This is a genomic window from Rhizobium sp. SG_E_25_P2, assembly GCF_029892285.1.
Lineage (GTDB): Bacteria > Pseudomonadota > Alphaproteobacteria > Rhizobiales > Rhizobiaceae > Rhizobium_E.
This window is the reverse complement of sequence record NZ_JARXVM010000001.1, coordinates 548,266-564,006: the sequence shown is the minus strand read 5'-3', so window position 1 is coordinate 564,006 and position 15,741 is coordinate 548,266. Positions and strand designations below refer to the sequence as shown.

Genomic DNA, 15,741 nt, shown 5'->3' with positions numbered 1-15,741 from the left:
GCATGGGCCCAAGGGCGTTGCAGCCGACAAAGCGGCAATATCAATGATCCCTGGTAAAACCCGGCGCTGGAGCGCGGCCTTTCATCGTCTCAATGCCGTTCAGGGTGCCGAACGAGCAAATCGGCGCAAAGTCCCTCAAGTTACCTTAAATGTCTGGCCGTATAGTGTCGACTGAGGGCAGTCATATGCGCCTGTGCGCGGCGAGGGTGATGATGGCGGCGGACCAAGAGCAGGGCGAGAATAAGCGGCGAGCGCCGAGGCTCAGGGCGCTCAAAGCCGGGCGGATCGTGTTTCATCATGGCGGCTCGACCATTGATTGCACAATCCGCAACCTGTCGGCCACCGGCGCCAAGATCGCGCTGGAACAGGCGTTGCTCGCCCCTGATGTTTTCGATCTTCAGTTCCAGGATGGGACGATGCGGCCCTGTACCGTGCGCTGGCGCAAGCTCACGGAAATCGGCGTCAGTTTCGACGACGGCTGAAGCCGGCACGCCGACTGATCGCTTCAGCTGGGCGTCACCGCATCCAGAAAACGGCTCATCCGGTCGCCTTCACCCAGAGGCTCCGACCCCATCTGCATCGCCACCGAAAAGGCGATGGCTGAGGAAATCTCACTATGCGAACCGGCGCCGGCGCGGAGATTCATCACCAATGTCGGGCAGAGGAACAGCGCCAGTTTCAGCGTCTCGCGCCAGCCGTCCGGAAGCATTCCCCGGCTTTTGAGCAGTCCGAGAAGCGGCCGCCAGAGCCTGTCGGCCTTGATCTCGAGAAGCGCCTGTCTGACAGGGCTGAGATCCCAGTCCGTCTCCAAGGAGAGCACGCCATCGCGATAGGTGGCGCTCGCGGAAAAACGCTGAGCGGCGTCCGCCGGATCATAGAGCCAGAAAGGGTGGGCGAAGATGTTGTGGAATGTCGCCTTGGCTTCGGCGAGTAGCGCCGGCACATGCTCGCCGGCGAAAGCGGGGTCGAAGAAGGATAGGCTGGCGCCGCCATCCGCCCGTCGCACATACCATACATTGGCGTTGTGGGCGTCGCCATGGGCGACCACGCCGCCGCCTCCAGCGAGATGGATTGGGTTCAGCTTTTCCGTGGCGCGGGTGAAAAGCTCGACGAACGTGTCGCGATAGGCCTGGCCGTTCACCGTCACCTGCGCATTCGAAAAAGCCTCCCAGTCGAGAGCGAGGTTCGGAAAGCGGAATGTCTGGTCGATATAGAAGTCGCGATAGCGTCCGCCGGGCGCCTGTCGCGTGGCGGGCACGATCATCCGCTCGAAGAACAGCCGGTTGATCGGCTCCGCTCGGGCCTGATCGGGCGTGATCGGATGCAATGTCTCGCGATAGACGGCCAGCAGTCGGTCGTTCAACTCGGCTTCAGCGGCGACTGCCTCGATTTCGGCGTTGGCGTCGGACGAAAGATCCAGACCGCGCAGCACGTCGGAAAAGCGCGGATCGGCGCGTCTGCGATAGACAAGAATCTGCTCGCCCGGCAGAACCGACATCATGACAGGTTGATCGACCGGCAATCCGGCGCGGGCGAGAATGTCGGCGCGATAATATTCGCCGGTCATCGCCTCCTCGCCCTCTTCCTGATGGAACTTGAAGAAATAGGCCTGGCCATCCGCCTCGAAGAAGCCGTTCAGCGAATTGAGGCTGTACTGGTCGTGATTGATCGCGAGATTTTCGGGCGAAATAGCAAACAGTTCGGACAGGAGCGCCGTCAGTTGCGCAAGGGCGCGCGGCTCGTCGCTGCGGGCCAGCGCACGGATTTCTGCGGTGCGGCTTTTCGGCGTTTCGGACATGAACCGCTCCTTCAAAGATGGTTTGGGATGACGACGGCTTATCGGAACGCGCTGGGCGCGTAGCGGCTGCCGAGCGTATAGCGGCTGCTATAAGTGAAGCGGTTGACGGTGGCGACCGTCGAGCCCGTCCAGGTGCGACGATGCAACAACAGGCAGGGCGCGCCGGCCTCTAAGGCCAGCATGCGGGCGGTGTCCTCGTCGGCGGTGATGGCGGCGATCACCTGCTCCACTTCGGTGAGCGGCGTGCTCTTCTGCAGAAAGTCATAAGTGGTGACCGCTGAGAAATCCTGCTTGTCATAGTCGGGGGCGAGATCGGAATTGACGAAGCGCTCCTCGATCATCACGGGCATGTCGTTTTCATGATGCAGGATCATCGAATGACCGACGGGTTTGCGCGTGGCGAAATCGAAGGCGGCCAGTAATTCCTGGCTCGGTTGCAGGCTTTCGAGCAGGATGATGTCGGCGCGGTAGCGCGCGCCCCGGGCGCGGATCTCGCTGGCGATATCGACGATCTCGATCAGTGTCGAATAGGGTTTCGGCGGCGCGACGAAAGTGCCGACGCCCTGAATGCGGATGAGATGGCCGTCACTGGTCAGTTCGCGCAGCGCCCTGTGCACGGTCATGCGCGACACGCCGAGCATCGACACCAGTTCATGCTCGGACGGCACGCGCTGATCCTTGCCCCAGGCGCCGCTGCCGATATGGTCGAGAATATAGTCCTTGACCTTCTCGTAGAGCGGTCCGGCCGTTTCAGGCAGGTTAGCCATGATCGCCTCCCAGGTCCGGGATGATGATGGTCTTGAGCCCGGTCGCCTTGCCTTCCAGCAGCCGCTGATAGGCGGCGGGCGTGTCGTCCAGTGAAATCCGGGTTTCGATCAACGGGCCGAGTGCGCTGGCGAGATCGGGCATCATCGCCACGGCCTCCGGCATTTCGTCTTCGAAAGCATGGCAGCCGATCAGCGCGATCTCGCGTTCCACCAGCAGGTTGGGGTCGAGGTCCAACTTGCCGTGGGAAATGCCGACAAGAGCCAGCGCCCCTCCGCCGGAGAGCAGGTTGATCAGCGCGTCGAGCGCGCCAATGCTGCCGGTGGCGTCGAGCGCATAGCGCAGGGGCCGTCCGTTGAGCGCCGCCTCGATCGATGCGGCGTCGAGATCGACGCTGCGGGCGCCGGCGACATCACCGACCAGCGCGGCCCGGGCCGCGTTGCGCTCGGCGATCAGGATCGGCCCGTCATGCAGCCGGGAGAGCAGCAACGCCGCCAATCCGCCGATCGGGCCGCAGCCGGCGACCAGCACCGGCTCGCCGGCGGGCGGACGCAGCCGCTTGACCGCATGCAGCGCCACCGCCAGCGGTTCGGCCATGGCGGCGATCTCGGGGGCGAGACCGGAAGGGCAGGGCGTCACCAGCCGGGCTGGCAGCACGCATTCCCAGGCGAAGCCGCCATCGCAGACCTCCCCGACAAAGCCGAGCTTTTCGCAGACATTGCGGCGGCCGGAGCGGCAGGCGGCGCAGTCGCCGCACCAATAACGGCTGTCGGCGGCGACGAGATCGCCGACTCTGAGACCCACGACATCAGCGGCGATTTCGGTGATCACGCCCGCAAATTCATGGCCCGCCACCGAGGGCGACCGGCTGATCCACTGGCCGGTGCGATAATTGTGAAGGTCGGAGCCGCAGATGCCTGCGGCCTTTACAGCGATCCGCACCGAGCCAGAAGCGAGCGGCCCCGGCGCCGGGATGTCCTCGACGCGCAGGTCGCCCGCTTTGTAGAGCCTGACCGCCTTCATGCCGGCCTCACTTTGGCAAATAGGCGTCGCGGACAGACGACACCGCGAGCTCATGCGAGGAGAAGCCTTCGTAGCGCGCCAGCACCCGGGCATTATGGGCAAATTCCGGATAGGCGGAGGCGGTGACATAGCCGATTGACGAGCGCTTGACGAAGTCGGTGACCGACAGCGGCCCATAGGTGCGCGCCCAGCGGCTGGTCGGCAGCACGGCGTTGGGGCCGAGGCCGAAATTGCCGATGGATACAGGCGTATGCGGTCCCATCAGGATTTCCGCCGCCTCGGTGATCTTACCGAGATGGGCGAAGGGATCGGTCGACAGGATTTCCAGATGTTCCGGCGCGTAATCATTGACGAAGCGATAGCTCTCTTCGATCGACGGCGTCAGCACGATGCCGCCATAGGCGCCGCCGAGCACGGCGGAGGAGAAGGCCACCCGCTGTTCGGTCATGCGCGCCCAGTGTTCGGGCAGCGCCGCCAGAGCTTCCTCCGCCACCCGGCGCGAATGAGTGACGAGATAGGCCGAGGAGTCAGGGCCATGTTCGGCCTCAACCAGCAGGTCGAGCGCTGCGAGACCGCCATGCACGGTGTCGTCGGCGAAGATCACCGCTTCGGAAGGGCCGGCCGGCAGGCCGGGATCGATGACGCCCGAGAGCAGACGCTTGGCGGCCACCACCCAGGGGCTGCCGGGGCCGACGATCTTCAGCGCCGGCTTGATGGTTTCCGTGCCATAGGCGGCTGCGGCCACGGCCTGGGCGCCGCCGCATTTATAGACGGTTTCGACGCCTGCGAGCCGCGCCGCGATCAGCGTCGCCGCATCCACGGAGCCGTCGGGCGAGGGCGGGGTGAAGATCGCCAGGTCCGGCACACCAGCCACCACCGCCGGCACGGCGGTCATCATGGTCACCGAGGGAAACGCGCCCTTGCCGCGCGGAATATAGAGCGCCACCGACTTGATCGGCGTGAAGCGGTCGCCGGCGAATGCGCCGGGGCGCATTTCCTTGAGCCACATGGCTTCGGGCTTCTGCTCTTCGTGGAAACGCCTGATGTTGTCGATGCCGAAGCGGATCGCTCCGATCACCTCTTTGTCGACCAGATCGAAGGCTGCGTCGAATTCGGCTTCCGTCGCCTTCAGGCGGTCTTCGGTGATGTCGGCGCGATCGAGTTCGCGGCCGAAGCGGGCGAGCGCCGCATCGCCTTCCGTGCGGACGGCTTCGATGATCGGCCGCGCTTTGTCCATGAAGCTGGAGAGATCGGCTTCGGAGCGGCGCAGGAGCGCCGCGCGTTGGCTGGCGTCGAGGCTGGCGAGTTCGTGAAAGGAAACCTTGGTCATGGGAATGCCCTTGCAGACTGATCTGGGAAGATGTCTATACATGTCCAGGCAGGACGTCAATGGAATGCCTAAATTTCCGCCCTGCCTTTATAGTGTTCAGATGGAGGCGAGATAGCCGCCGTCGATCGGAATGCAGACGCCGGTCACATAGCGTGACGCGTCGCTGGCAAGGAAGATGACGCTGCCCGCCACATCCTCCATCGCGCCGAAGCGGCGTTGCGGGATCTTCTGCAGCATGGAGGCGGCCCAGTCCTCGTTCTCATAGAAGACGTCAGTCATGGCGGTGCGGAAATAGCCGGGCGCGATGGCGTTGACCCGGATGCCGAGACCGGCCCATTCGGCGGCGAGCGCATGCGTCATGCCCATCAGTCCCGATTTCGACGAGCCGTATGGGGTGGCGGTGGGGACGCCGACATAGGAAGTCAGCGAGCAGAGATTGACAATCGCCCCACCCTTGTCCATCCGCCGCGCCGCTGCTTGCGCCATGAAGAAGGCGCCCTTCAGATTGGTGTCGACGATGCGGTCCCACAGCGCCTCGTCGACATCGAGCGAGGGGCGGATTTCCTCATAGCCGGCATTGTTGACGAGAATGTCAACGCCATCAAGCGCCTCAACGGCCCGATCGACCGCATGAGCGCAGGCGTTCGTGTCGCGAACGTCGAGCGCCACCGCCACCGCTTTGCGTCCGGCAGCTTCGATCGCTGCAATCGTCTCGTTCAAGGACTGGACGTCGCGCGCCGTGGCCACGACATCGGCGCCCGCCTCGGCGAGGCCGATCGCAATGGCCTGGCCGATGCCTCGGCTTGCGCCGGTGACGATTGCCTTGCGGCCGGTGAGATCGAATTGCCTGAGCGACATGGCGGCTCTCCCTGTTCTAGCAGGCGTGCAGGCTAAAACGGCGCCGGGCGTCATGCAAGGCCTTTGCTGTACATGCCTATACAACCGAAGCCGCATTTCCGGCGCGACTGTTGCCCCTGACCCGTTCGGCGGGAGCAAGAAAAGTCGATTTCATCACGTGTTATTCGCATTCGCGGTTTCGAAAGCGGAACAGCTTCGAAAGATCGGCGTTGTGGGTTCGCCAGGCAATTGGAGCCCCGCGCATGACCCAGCACATCGCCTCGACCCGAGCAGACGCCAGTTTTCCGAAAGGCGATTTGCAAGACGACATGTCGGCCGTCCTCGATAGAAACATCGAAGCGCTCATCCGCAAGAAGGCGGACGACATTCGAAAGCAGTCGCAGGAAAGCCGCATCGCCGCAGCCATCAGCGCCTTTGCCGGCAGCATGACATTCGTCTATCTGCATATCGTGATTTTCGGGACGTGGATCCTCGTCAATCTCGGCTGGCTGCCCTTCATTCCACCCTTCGATCCTACATTCGTGGCGCTGGCGATGATCGCTTCGGTTGAGGCCATCTTCATATCCACCTTCGTCATGATCAATCAGAACCGCATGGCGGCGCTGGAGGATAAGCGTTCCGAACTCAGCCTGCAGATTTCACTGCTGGCCGAACATGAGACGACGCGGCTGATCAGTATGGTCGAGGCGATTTCGCGCCATCTTGATGCGCCTGCCGCAGTCACCGACCACGAACTCGAAGATCTCAAGAAGAACATGCCGCCGGAACAGATCCTTGCCGAAATCGAAAAGAAGCAGGATCGAGACTGATGCGCGAGACTTCAGATTGGCCCCCAATCCCGCTCTACCCGGGAGGGTGACGAGATGGATCGATCGCATCCATCCATGAAGTTGATAAAATATTTTGCATTTGCCCAGAAAATCGGCGGGATTGTCCGCTCCATTTCTGTCCTGCGCATGCGAAAACACTGCTGCAACGCAATATTCTGGAGTGTGAGATGAACTGGTTGAAAACAATCGCCGCCGCGGCCCTTCTGCAGGCTGGCCTTTTCGCGGCCGCGCTGGCCGGGGAGAATCTCGACGCTGTGAAAACCGCCGGCGTGCTCCGCATCGGCACCGAAGGAACCTATGCGCCCTTCACCTTCCATGACGCCAGCAACAAGCTCGTCGGCTTTGATGTCGAAATCGGCCAGGCCATCGCCGCCAAACTCGGCGTCAAGGCGGAATTCGTCGAAGGCAAGTGGGACGGCCTGATCGCCGGCCTCGACGCCAACCGGTATGACGCGGTGATCAACCAGGTCGGCATCACCGAAGCCCGCAAGCAGAAATATGATTTCTCGGAGCCCTACATCGCCTCCAAGGCGGTGCTGATCGTCAAGCAGGGCAATGATGAGATCAAGGGTTTCACCGATCTCAAGGGCAAGACGTCGGCCCAGTCGCTGTCCTCCAATTTCGGCAAGATCGCCGAAGCCAACGGCGCCGAACTCGTCGGGACAGACGGTTTCGACCAGTCGATCCAACTGGTGCTGACCGGCCGCGCCGACGCCACCATCAATGACAGCCTGTCCTTCCTCGATTTCAAGAAGCACAAGCCGGATGCGCCTGTCGCCGTGGTCGCCGAACAGAAGGACGCCGATTATTCGGGCGTGATCATCCGCAAGGGCGAGCCGGAACTGCTGGCGGCGATTAACAAGGCGCTGGCCGAGATCAAGGCCGACGGAACCTATCAGAAGATTTCCGACACCTATTTCGGCCAGGACGTCTCCAAGTAATCGTCCAAAGACGATGTGATCTGATCAACGCATGCGCAAGCGCCCGGCGATCTCCGTCGGGCGCTGTTTCACGAGGATAAGACCGTGCCGCATTGGCTGCAATTGATGGCGGATTCGCTGCCGACCCTGCTTTGGGCGGGGTTGATCTTCACCATTCCGCTCACTTTGCTTTCCTTCACATTCGGAATGGCGCTCGGGCTTGCGACGGCGGTAGGGCGGCTGTTCGGCCCGGCGCCGGTGCGCGCCATCGCCCGCTTCTATGTCTGGATCATCAGGGGCACGCCGCTTCTGGTGCAGCTCTTCGTGATCTTTTACGGCCTGCCGAGCATCGGCATCCTGCTCGACGCCTTTCCGGCGGCGCTGATCGGCTTCACGCTCAATATCGGCGCCTATAGTTCCGAGATCATCCGCGCCGCCATCTCCTCGGTCCCCAAAGGACAGTGGGAAGCCGCCTATTCCATTGGCATGAACTGGCGCCAGGCGATGACCCGCACCATCCTGCCGCAGGCGTCCCGCGTCGCGGTGCCGCCGCTGTCCAACACCTTCATTTCGCTGGTCAAGGACACCTCGCTCGCCGCCGCCATCACCGTGCCCGAGCTGTTTCAGGCCGCCCAGCGCATCGTCGCCACCACCTATGAGCCGCTGATCCTCTATATCGAGGCGGCGCTGATCTATCTCGTGTTGAGCTCAGTGCTGTCAGCGCTGCAGGCCCGGCTGGAAACACGCTTCGCCCGCTATGGCGGCATGATGGAGGCTCAGCGATGATCGAACTCCGCAATATCGAAAAACGCTTCGGCGACGCCGTGATCCTGAAGAATGTCAGCATCAGCGCGCCCGAAGGCGGGGTGACTGCGCTGATCGGCCCCTCGGGCGGCGGCAAGAGCACGCTGCTGCGCTCCATCAATCTCCTCGAGCAGCCGACTTCAGGCGTGGTGCGCATCGGCGCCGATGAAATCACTTTCTCGCAGGGCAAGCGTCCCGGCTGGGCCGAAATCCAGAAAATCCGCCGCCAGACCGGCATGGTGTTTCAGAATTTCCAGCTGTTTCCGCATCGCACGGCGATCGAGAATGTCATGGAAAGCCTGGTCACCGTGCTGAAATGGCCCAAGGATAAGGCCCGCGCCCGCGCTGCCGAGCTTCTCGCCAAAGTCGGCATGGCGTCCAAGGCCGACGCCTGGCCGGCTACGCTGTCGGGCGGCCAGCAACAGCGCGTCGCCATTGCCCGCGCGCTTGCGCCCTCGCCGAAAGTGCTGCTCTGCGACGAGCCGACTTCGGCGCTCGATCCCGAACTCGCCGCCGAAGTGGTGGATGTTCTGGGTCAGCTCGCCATAGAGGGCACGACCATGGTCATGGCCACCCATGATCTTCGCCTCGCCTCCAAGATCGCCGACAAGGTGGTGTTCCTGGAAGCGGGCAATGTGGTGGAAACCGGCGACGCCCGCACGATCTTTGATGCGCCTGCCCACGAGCGCACCAAACGCTTCGTCTCCGCCATCATCGGAAACGGCGACTATTCGATCTGACCCCGCCGTTTCAATCGTCGCGACAGAGCCGGAAGATCAGGGGAACCGCCGCTGCAGCAATCGCGGTGGCCAGTCCGAAATAGACGGCGTAGCCGAGACCTTCGGCAATCTGCCCCGCCGCCACGCCGCCGATGATGCTGAGCGTCGAATCCATGCATTGAAACAAAGTGAAATCGACGCCCGCCTGGCGGGGATCCGACCAGCGCATGAACAGCGCGTAAAGCGCGGTGAAGCCGAGCGCCAGCATGGCCGACGAACTCAGAAGCGCCGCTCCGACCATGAGCCATCGCGGAATGATGGCGGGGTCGCCCGCGGCGATGGTGAACAGGCCGAGGGCTCCGATCTGAAAGCCGAGGCTGATCAGCAATGCGGCGCGGGCGCCGATGAGGCGGATCACCACGCCGCCGATCAATGCCCCTGCCGCGCCGAGGAACAGTGAACCCATGCCGTTGATCAGGCCGATATCCGACAGGCTGAAGCCGAGGTCGACGAGAAATGGCGACAGCATCTGCAGGCCTAGCTTCTGGGCGGCGACATAGACGGCTGAGACGATCAGGCCCTTGCGGATCTCCGGCCGGGCGAGCGCTGCGCGGATCGACGGCGTGTGGGACCGCGCGCCTGACTGCGCAAGCCCACGGGTGATCACGAAGAAGGGCAGGCCGAACAGCGCAAGCGAAGCGGACATGGCGATCAGCGCACCGCGCCAGTCGATGACGTCGACCAGCACCAGAAACAACCCGCCGCCGATCGCCGCGCCCAGATAGGCGCCGCCGACCTGGGCGGTGTTGCCCCAGGCGTGATCGGCCTCGCGGAGATTTTCGACCGCGAAACCGTCGCAAGCGATGTCGACCGTGGCGGCGGCAAAGGCGGTCAGCGCGAAGGCGGCGATTGTGATGGGCGAGAGAACGGGTCCCGCAAAGGCGACCATCAGGAGAGCGAGGATCGAGATCAGGCCGCCGATCAGGACGATCGATCCCGAACGATTGCGCCCTGAACTGGGCAGGCGAAAGCGTTCGATCGCCGGCGACCACAGGAATTTCAGCGCCCAGGGCAGGGCGATCAGCGACAAAAGCCCGATCTGGTCGAGGCTTGCGCCCCGGTCGCGCATCACCGCCGGCAGACCGGTCCAGGTCACGCCGCCGATGACGCTCTGGCTGATATAGAGACCCCCGATCGCCGTGGTGACGGCGACCGGGGAGAGTTTTGGCTTCAGGCTCTCGCCCATCAGAAGCGATACCGCAGCGAACCCATGATCGAGCGGCCTTCGTCGCGGTAGCAATAGCCCGCCGAGCATGTGTCTTCGCGCTTGTTGAAGACGTTCTTGGCGTTGACCTGCAGGCTCAGGCCTTCCATTTTCTTGTCGATCGCCGCGAAGTCGTAGGAGACCGAAGCGTCGACCAGCGTGCGGGCGGAGTTCTTGAAGCTGTTGATGTCGTCGCCATAGCTCTCGCCGATGAAGCGGACGCCGGCGCCGGCGCCAAAGCCCTTAAAGGTTCCGTCCTGGACCTTGTAATTGCCCCAAAGCGCGAAGATGTGGTTCGGCGTCGCCGACAGCTCATTGCCGTCGGTGCCTTCGGCGCCGTCGACGATCTTCATGCGCAGATAGGTGTAGGAGGCGATCCAGCCAAAGCCGTTGTCGAGGCTGCCGTTAGCCTCGATTTCGAAGCCGCGCGAATTCAGGTCGAGCTGGCGCTGCTTGTTGACGCCGGTCGAGGCGTCGAACACCACGCCATTGTCTTGGTCGATGTCGAACACCGAGGCGGTGACGACGGCGTTCATGTCAGGGATTTCCTGCTTCACGCCGATTTCGATCTGCTCGGCTTCGGTTGGCCGCGCCACGCGCTTTTCGTCCGTGGTCACGTCGTCATAGACGAAGCCGATATTGGGCGAGAAGGAAGTGGAGTAGTTGGCGTAGGGCGTAGTTCCCCACTGCGTCTCATAGGACAGGCCGACGCGCCAGGAGAAGGCGTCATCTTTCTGGGTCGTCTTCACAGAGGAGGAATCCCAGCTGTCGGTGCTCACCCAGTCGTAACGGCCGGAGGCGAACAGGGTGAAATCGTTCCACTTCAGCTGGTCATGCACATAGGCGCCGACGCTGTCCATGTCCTGCTTGCCGGAGAAGGGCGCGCCGGCGGCCTCCATCGAGGCGGCCGAGGTGTAGTCGACGCCGCTATAGGCCGTGTAGGTCGCCCAGGAATAGTCGACGCCCACAAGCGCGGTGTGTTCGACCGGCCCGGTATCGAACTGGAACTCCGCCGAATTGTCGACGGTGAAGTTCTTCATATGCTCCTTGTAGAGGCCCCAATAACGGGCGAGATCGGTTCCCGAGGCGTAGTGGCCGCTATATTGCAGGTCGGCGTCGGACTCGTCATAGCGAAGATTCTGCCTGAGGGTGACGACATCGCTCAGGCGGTGCTCGATCTCATAGCCGATGCGGCCCTGTTCCTGGTCGAAATCGTTCCAGTTCTTGTCGCCTTCATAGAGATGCGACACCTGGCCATAGGAGGGGTTGTAGAAGGCGGCGGTGCCGCCGACGCGGAATTTCGAATATTCGCCGAGCAGAGTAATCTTGGTGTCTTCGTTCGGCTTGAAGGTGATGGCCGGGGCCAGATAGAGCTTGTCGTCGGGGTAGAAGGGCAGCTCGGTATTGCTCAGCCGACCCATCGAGGTGAAGCGATAGAGCAGGTCTTCATTGCCGGCGACAGGGCCGGAGAGATCCATGCCGACCTGATAGCGGTCATGCGTGCCGACCTGGGCTTCGATTTCCCGGAATTCCTCGTCCTTGGGACGCTTGGTCACCACGTTGACGATGCCGCCCGGGCCGGAGACGCCGTAAAGCGAGGACGCCGGACCCTTGAGGATCGTCACCCCTTCGATGCCGTAGGGCTCGGTCTTGAACCAGGCGGAGGGGCCGTTGTACTGACGCAGCCCGTCACGGAACTGGCCGTTGTAATAGGCCTGGAAGCCGCGCAGGAAGAAGGCGTCATAGCGGCTGTCGGCGCCGTAGCTGTTGGGATTGGCGCTGGCCGTATAGCCGAGCGCTTCATTCAGCGAGCGCGGCTTCTGATCTTCCATCTGGTCCTGGGTGACCACGGAGATCGCCTGCGGAATCAGGGTGAGAGGCGTATCCACCTTCGAGCCGATGCGGTCTTCCTTGGCGACATAGCCGTCCTGCACCAGGATGTCGTCGCTTTCGGATTCGATCACCAGCTTCTTCAGCTCAGTCGGCTGGCTGTCCTGCGCCTGCGCCAGATACGGCGTTAGCATGGCGGCTCCGCTCAAGAGCCAGATCGTTGTGGTCCGGATGGTGAAATTGCGCCCCATATCTTCCACTCCATGGTCAAATTATGACTCCTGTTGCAAAAGTTGATGGATTTTATCAAATTAACCCCGGGGTATTTCTGTGAACATGAGTAAAATAGTCTTGTATTTTGACATTTTTGTCACGGTTTGAAATCTCGCCGTGAACCGGCTCACTCATAATCGGCGCGGTTGATGCCGTGGCGCCCCAGCTTGTCGTAAAATGTCTTGCGGGGAATGCCGAGGGCCTCGATCGTGCGCCGGACATCGCCGCCCTGTTCCATAAGCGCTTGCCGCAACTGTTCGGCTTCATAGCGCTCCAGCCGCTCCGGTAGGCTGAGCGCCCCCGCCGATGGCGCTGTCGTCATCACGGGCTGCGTGGGCTCCAGGCCGAGCACGAAACGTTCGGCGAAATGGTGGAGTTCCCTGACATTGCCCGGCCATGGCCGGGCCCTCAAATCCGCTGTCAAGCCCGGGGGAAGGTCCGGCATGTCGCGTCCGAAACGCGCCGCAGCTTTTGTGACGAAATGCGAAAACAATACTGGAATGTCCTCGGCGCGTTCCCGAAGCGGCGGGATCGACAGCGTCACCACATTCAGCCGGTAATAGAGATCCTCGCGGAAATCCTTGCGCGCAGTGGGATCGCCGAGATCCACTTTCGCCGCCGCCACCACCCGCAGATCGACGGGCCTGACCTCGTTTACGCCCAGCGGCGAGATCTCCCGCATTTCCAAGACGCGCAACATCTTCACCTGGGTGGCCAAAGGCATGCTCTCGATTTCGTCGAGAAACAGAGTGCCGCCGCTCGAATATTCGATCCGGCCGATGCGTCGCTTCTGCGCGCCGGTGAAGGCGCCCTGTTCATGGCCGAACAATTCGCTTTCGATCACGCTTTCCGGCAGCGCGCCGCAATTGAGCGCCACGAACTGGCCGCGCCGGCGCTTGCTCCAGCGATGCAAAAGGCTCGCCACCACTTCCTTGCCGCTGCCCGTCTCGCCGCGCACGAGAACATCGACGTCTGTGTCGGCGATCTGGCGGATCGTGCCGCGCAACCGCTCCATGGCCGGCGTGTGGCCGATCAGCGGCAGATCGTCGGCGCTGTCGTCGAGGCTGCGACGCAGCGCCCTATTTTCCAGAATGAGCGCGCGCTTTTCCAGCGCCCGCATCAGACTCTGCACCAGCCTGTCGGCCGCAAAAGGTTTGGCGATGAAATCGTAGACGCCGTTCTGCAGCGCCGCCACCGCCATGGGGATGTCGCCATGGCCGGTCATCAGGATCACCGGCAGATCGGCATCGCGCGCTTTGATCGCGGCGTGCAGTTGCAGCCCGTCCATGCCCGGCATGCGGATGTCGCTGACCACTACGCCGGCGAAATCCTGAGTGATCGCCGCAAGCGCCGGCGCGGCCGCGCCAAACGCCATGACATCGAGCCCAGCAAGTTCGAGTGTCTGCGTGAGCGCCGCCCTGAGATCGGCGTCGTCGTCGCACAAGATGACGGAGCGGGTTGAGGTCATGCCTGATCCTTCGACAGGTGAATGGTGAAACAGCTTCCCGTTGGACCGGTTTCAACCGAGATTTCGCCGCCGTAATCTCTGAGGATCTCTTTGGAGATCACCAGCCCCAGGCCCAGGCCGCGCGGTTTCGAGGTGTTGAAGGGCGTAAACAACTGTTCGAGAATGTCGGGCGCGATTCCCGGCCCGTTGTCGGACACCTGCACGGCGACTTGCCCGCCGCGATCTTCCGCCCGCACGATGACCCGCGGTTCAGGCGTCAGTTCGATCGCTTCGAGCGCATTCTGCATCAGGTTGATCAGCACCTGTTCGAGCCTGATGCGGTCGACCTTGAGGCGAATATCTGGCTCGGGCCTTTCGAGGGTCAGCGCGTCCAGCCTGTGGGAAAATCGGCTTTTCAGCAGCATCAGCGCCCCGTCCATCGCCTCGCTCAGGCTCACCGCTTCCGCTGGTCCGCGCCCTTTGCGCGCCAGCGCCTTCAGGTCTTCGGTGATCGCGCCGATCCGTTCGGTGAGTCCGGCGATCGCCTCCATATTGCCGCTGGCCTTGTCGAGGCTGCCGCGGTCGAGAAAGACCCGGGCATTGTCGGCATAGGCCCTGATGGTCGCGACCGGCTGGTTGATTTCATGCGCCACCCCCGCAGCCACCTGCCCGAGGATCGCCAGCCGGTTTGCCGCCACCAGATCCTGCTGCACCACCTGCAGCCGCTTTTCGGTGTCATGGTGATCGGCGATTTCTGCTTCCAGCCGGTCGCGCGCCAGCGTCAGGTCGCGGGTGCGCGCTTCGACGCGGGATTCGAGCGCGGCGCGTTGCGCCTGCGCCGCCGCAAGCCGGGCGGTGGCGCGGCGGCGGCGCTCGAAAACCACGCCAAGAAGCGCAATCAGCGGCGCAAACAAGGCAAAGGCCGCCAGCATATTCTGCCGGGCCGCCGCCGGCACGGGATCGGTGGAGACGAGATATTCCAGCACCCAGGGCGTCGTCGGCGCCTGCGCCCTCAGCCTGAGATAGGAGATCTCGCGCCCATCCGGCCAGGCGACGCGAATTTCGGCGTTGTCTCCTGTGACGGAGGCATCTTTGCGGAAGGGCAGGGGCGTCAGCGGCGCGTCGCCGAATTGCAGGCTCTCGCGTATGGCGGCGATCCGCTCTTCCGGCAGCGTCGCCATGGTCATGAAGCGCCAGTTGGGAACCGTGGTGATCAGCGCGACGCCGCGGCCGTCCACCACCAGCGCCGGCCGCCCGCTGTCGCGCCAGTCGGCCTCTAGCCGGTCGAACTCCATCTTCACCACCACCACGCCCAGCGACCGTCCGGCTCCGTCGATGCGGCGGGAAATATAAAGGCCGGGCCGCCGCGACACATTGCCGAGCGCGAATTGCTCGGCGACGCCCGTCGCCATGGCGTTGCGAAAATAATCGCGAAAGCCGTAATTGCTGCCGATGAAGGAATCGGCCTGGCGCCAGTTGCTTGAGGCGATGGTCTGGCCCGACGGCGCGATCACATAGATCACCGACACCTGGCTGCCGCCCACCAGGCTTTCCAGCTTGCGATTGACCCGGTCGATGGCGGCCGGTTGAGGCTCGCCGAGCATGTCGACGATGTCGCGGTCCTGTGACAGAACCAGCGGCAGCGCGCGCGGCCGCTCCAGCACCGCCCGAAGCAGCGCCACTTTCAGATTGGCCTCGGTCATGCCCTGGCGCTTGAGATCGGCGGTGGCGGACAGGCGCCCATAGACGCCGCCGGCATAGATCGCCGCAGCGAGGACGAGGACGCCGATAATCGCCAGCCAGGCAAGCGCCCGCCGCGCTGAGCGCGCCTCCGCTTCCGGCCTGTCTTGTGGATCTGTATTGGGCTCCGTCATCAATTG

General features: G+C 63.1%; 14 protein-coding genes. 5 read left to right on the top strand and 9 right to left on the bottom strand.

Annotated elements, in window-relative coordinates; genetic code table 11:
* The first annotated feature begins 212 nt into the window (after positions 1-212).
* Positions 213-482, top strand: a complete 270-nt coding sequence (locus tag M2360_RS02645) for a PilZ domain-containing protein (RefSeq protein ID WP_280772814.1) — start codon at positions 213-215, stop codon at positions 480-482.
* Positions 483-505: 23 nt separating this feature from the next.
* On the opposite strand, the gene M2360_RS02640 is transcribed toward M2360_RS02645, so the two are convergent.
* From M2360_RS02640 to M2360_RS02620, 5 genes are all read right to left on the bottom strand, one after another.
* Positions 506-1,798 carry a hypothetical protein gene (locus M2360_RS02640; protein WP_280772813.1) on the bottom strand — a complete coding sequence of 431 codons (1,293 nt, stop codon included), beginning with the start codon at positions 1,796-1,798 and terminating at the stop codon, positions 506-508.
* A gap of 38 nt (positions 1,799-1,836) precedes the next feature.
* A complete protein-coding gene (gene hutC, locus M2360_RS02635; protein ID WP_280772812.1) occupies positions 1,837-2,565 on the bottom strand; it encodes a histidine utilization repressor in 729 nt (242 codons plus the stop codon).
* Positions 2,558-3,586, bottom strand: a complete 1,029-nt coding sequence (locus tag M2360_RS02630) for an alcohol dehydrogenase catalytic domain-containing protein (protein WP_280772811.1) — start codon at positions 3,584-3,586, stop codon at positions 2,558-2,560. Before M2360_RS02630 ends, hutC begins: the two co-directional genes overlap by 8 nt.
* A gap of 7 nt (positions 3,587-3,593) precedes the next feature.
* Positions 3,594-4,916, bottom strand: coding sequence for a histidinol dehydrogenase (hisD, locus tag M2360_RS02625; RefSeq protein WP_280772810.1), 1,323 nt, complete (start codon positions 4,914-4,916; stop codon positions 3,594-3,596).
* 96 nt (positions 4,917-5,012) lie between these two features.
* Positions 5,013-5,774: a glucose 1-dehydrogenase gene (locus M2360_RS02620; protein ID WP_280772809.1), complete on the bottom strand. Its 762-nt coding sequence runs from the start codon at positions 5,772-5,774 to the stop codon at positions 5,013-5,015.
* A gap of 308 nt (positions 5,775-6,082) precedes the next feature.
* On the opposite strand from M2360_RS02620, the gene M2360_RS02615 reads away from it, so the two are divergent.
* The 4 genes from M2360_RS02615 (at position 6,083) to M2360_RS02600 (ending at position 9,068) form a co-directional block, all read left to right on the top strand.
* On the top strand, positions 6,083-6,583 hold the full coding sequence (locus M2360_RS02615) for a DUF1003 domain-containing protein (protein ID WP_280773072.1): 501 nt from the start codon (positions 6,083-6,085) through the stop codon (positions 6,581-6,583).
* 188 nt (positions 6,584-6,771) lie between these two features.
* Positions 6,772-7,545, top strand: a complete 774-nt coding sequence (locus tag M2360_RS02610) for an amino acid ABC transporter substrate-binding protein (RefSeq protein WP_280772808.1) — start codon at positions 6,772-6,774, stop codon at positions 7,543-7,545.
* 84 nt (positions 7,546-7,629) lie between these two features.
* On the top strand, positions 7,630-8,310 hold the full coding sequence (locus M2360_RS02605; protein ID WP_280772807.1) for an amino acid ABC transporter permease: 681 nt from the start codon (positions 7,630-7,632) through the stop codon (positions 8,308-8,310).
* Positions 8,307-9,068 (top strand): amino acid ABC transporter ATP-binding protein, encoded by a 762-nt coding sequence (locus tag M2360_RS02600; RefSeq protein ID WP_280772806.1) that lies wholly within the window; start codon positions 8,307-8,309, stop codon positions 9,066-9,068. Before M2360_RS02605 ends, M2360_RS02600 begins: the two co-directional genes overlap by 4 nt.
* A gap of 10 nt (positions 9,069-9,078) precedes the next feature.
* On the opposite strand, the gene M2360_RS02595 is transcribed toward M2360_RS02600, so the two are convergent.
* From M2360_RS02595 to M2360_RS02580, 4 genes are all read right to left on the bottom strand, one after another.
* A complete protein-coding gene (locus M2360_RS02595; protein WP_280772805.1) occupies positions 9,079-10,293 on the bottom strand; it encodes an MFS transporter in 1,215 nt (404 codons plus the stop codon).
* Positions 10,293-12,392: a TonB-dependent siderophore receptor gene (locus M2360_RS02590; protein ID WP_280772804.1), complete on the bottom strand. Its 2,100-nt coding sequence runs from the start codon at positions 12,390-12,392 to the stop codon at positions 10,293-10,295. Before M2360_RS02590 ends, M2360_RS02595 begins: the two co-directional genes overlap by 1 nt.
* Before the next feature lie 149 nt (positions 12,393-12,541).
* Complete coding sequence (locus M2360_RS02585) at positions 12,542-13,882, bottom strand: sigma-54 dependent transcriptional regulator (RefSeq protein WP_280772803.1); 1,341 nt, start codon at positions 13,880-13,882, stop codon at positions 12,542-12,544.
* Entirely contained in the window at positions 13,879-15,735 is a 1,857-nt protein-coding gene (locus M2360_RS02580) for an ATP-binding protein (protein WP_280772802.1), read from the bottom strand. The genes M2360_RS02585 and M2360_RS02580 overlap by 4 nt, the downstream gene beginning before the upstream one ends.
* Positions 15,736-15,741 lie beyond the last annotated feature (6 nt).

Excerpts from the sequence above, each read along its gene's own strand:
- hutC (WP_280772812.1), bottom strand. The coding sequence starts at position 2,565 with ATGGCTAACCTGCCTGAAACGGCCGGACCGCTCTACGAGAAGGTCAAG.
- M2360_RS02630 (WP_280772811.1), bottom strand. The coding sequence starts at position 3,586 with ATGAAGGCGGTCAGGCTCTACAAAGCGGGCGACCTGCGCGTCGAGGAC.
- M2360_RS02640 (WP_280772813.1), bottom strand. The coding sequence starts at position 1,798 with ATGTCCGAAACGCCGAAAAGCCGCACCGCAGAAATCCGTGCGCTGGCC.
- M2360_RS02645 (WP_280772814.1), top strand. The coding sequence starts at position 213 with ATGGCGGCGGACCAAGAGCAGGGCGAGAATAAGCGGCGAGCGCCGAGG.
- M2360_RS02580 (WP_280772802.1), bottom strand. The coding sequence starts at position 15,735 with ATGACGGAGCCCAATACAGATCCACAAGACAGGCCGGAAGCGGAGGCG.
- M2360_RS02615 (WP_280773072.1), top strand. The coding sequence starts at position 6,083 with ATGTCGGCCGTCCTCGATAGAAACATCGAAGCGCTCATCCGCAAGAAG.
- hisD (WP_280772810.1), bottom strand. The coding sequence starts at position 4,916 with ATGACCAAGGTTTCCTTTCACGAACTCGCCAGCCTCGACGCCAGCCAA.
- M2360_RS02595 (WP_280772805.1), bottom strand. The coding sequence starts at position 10,293 with ATGGGCGAGAGCCTGAAGCCAAAACTCTCCCCGGTCGCCGTCACCACG.
- M2360_RS02600 (WP_280772806.1), top strand. The coding sequence starts at position 8,307 with ATGATCGAACTCCGCAATATCGAAAAACGCTTCGGCGACGCCGTGATC.
- M2360_RS02590 (WP_280772804.1), bottom strand. The coding sequence starts at position 12,392 with ATGGGGCGCAATTTCACCATCCGGACCACAACGATCTGGCTCTTGAGC.
- M2360_RS02620 (WP_280772809.1), bottom strand. The coding sequence starts at position 5,774 with ATGTCGCTCAGGCAATTCGATCTCACCGGCCGCAAGGCAATCGTCACC.
- M2360_RS02585 (WP_280772803.1), bottom strand. The coding sequence starts at position 13,882 with ATGACCTCAACCCGCTCCGTCATCTTGTGCGACGACGACGCCGATCTC.
- M2360_RS02610 (WP_280772808.1), top strand. The coding sequence starts at position 6,772 with ATGAACTGGTTGAAAACAATCGCCGCCGCGGCCCTTCTGCAGGCTGGC.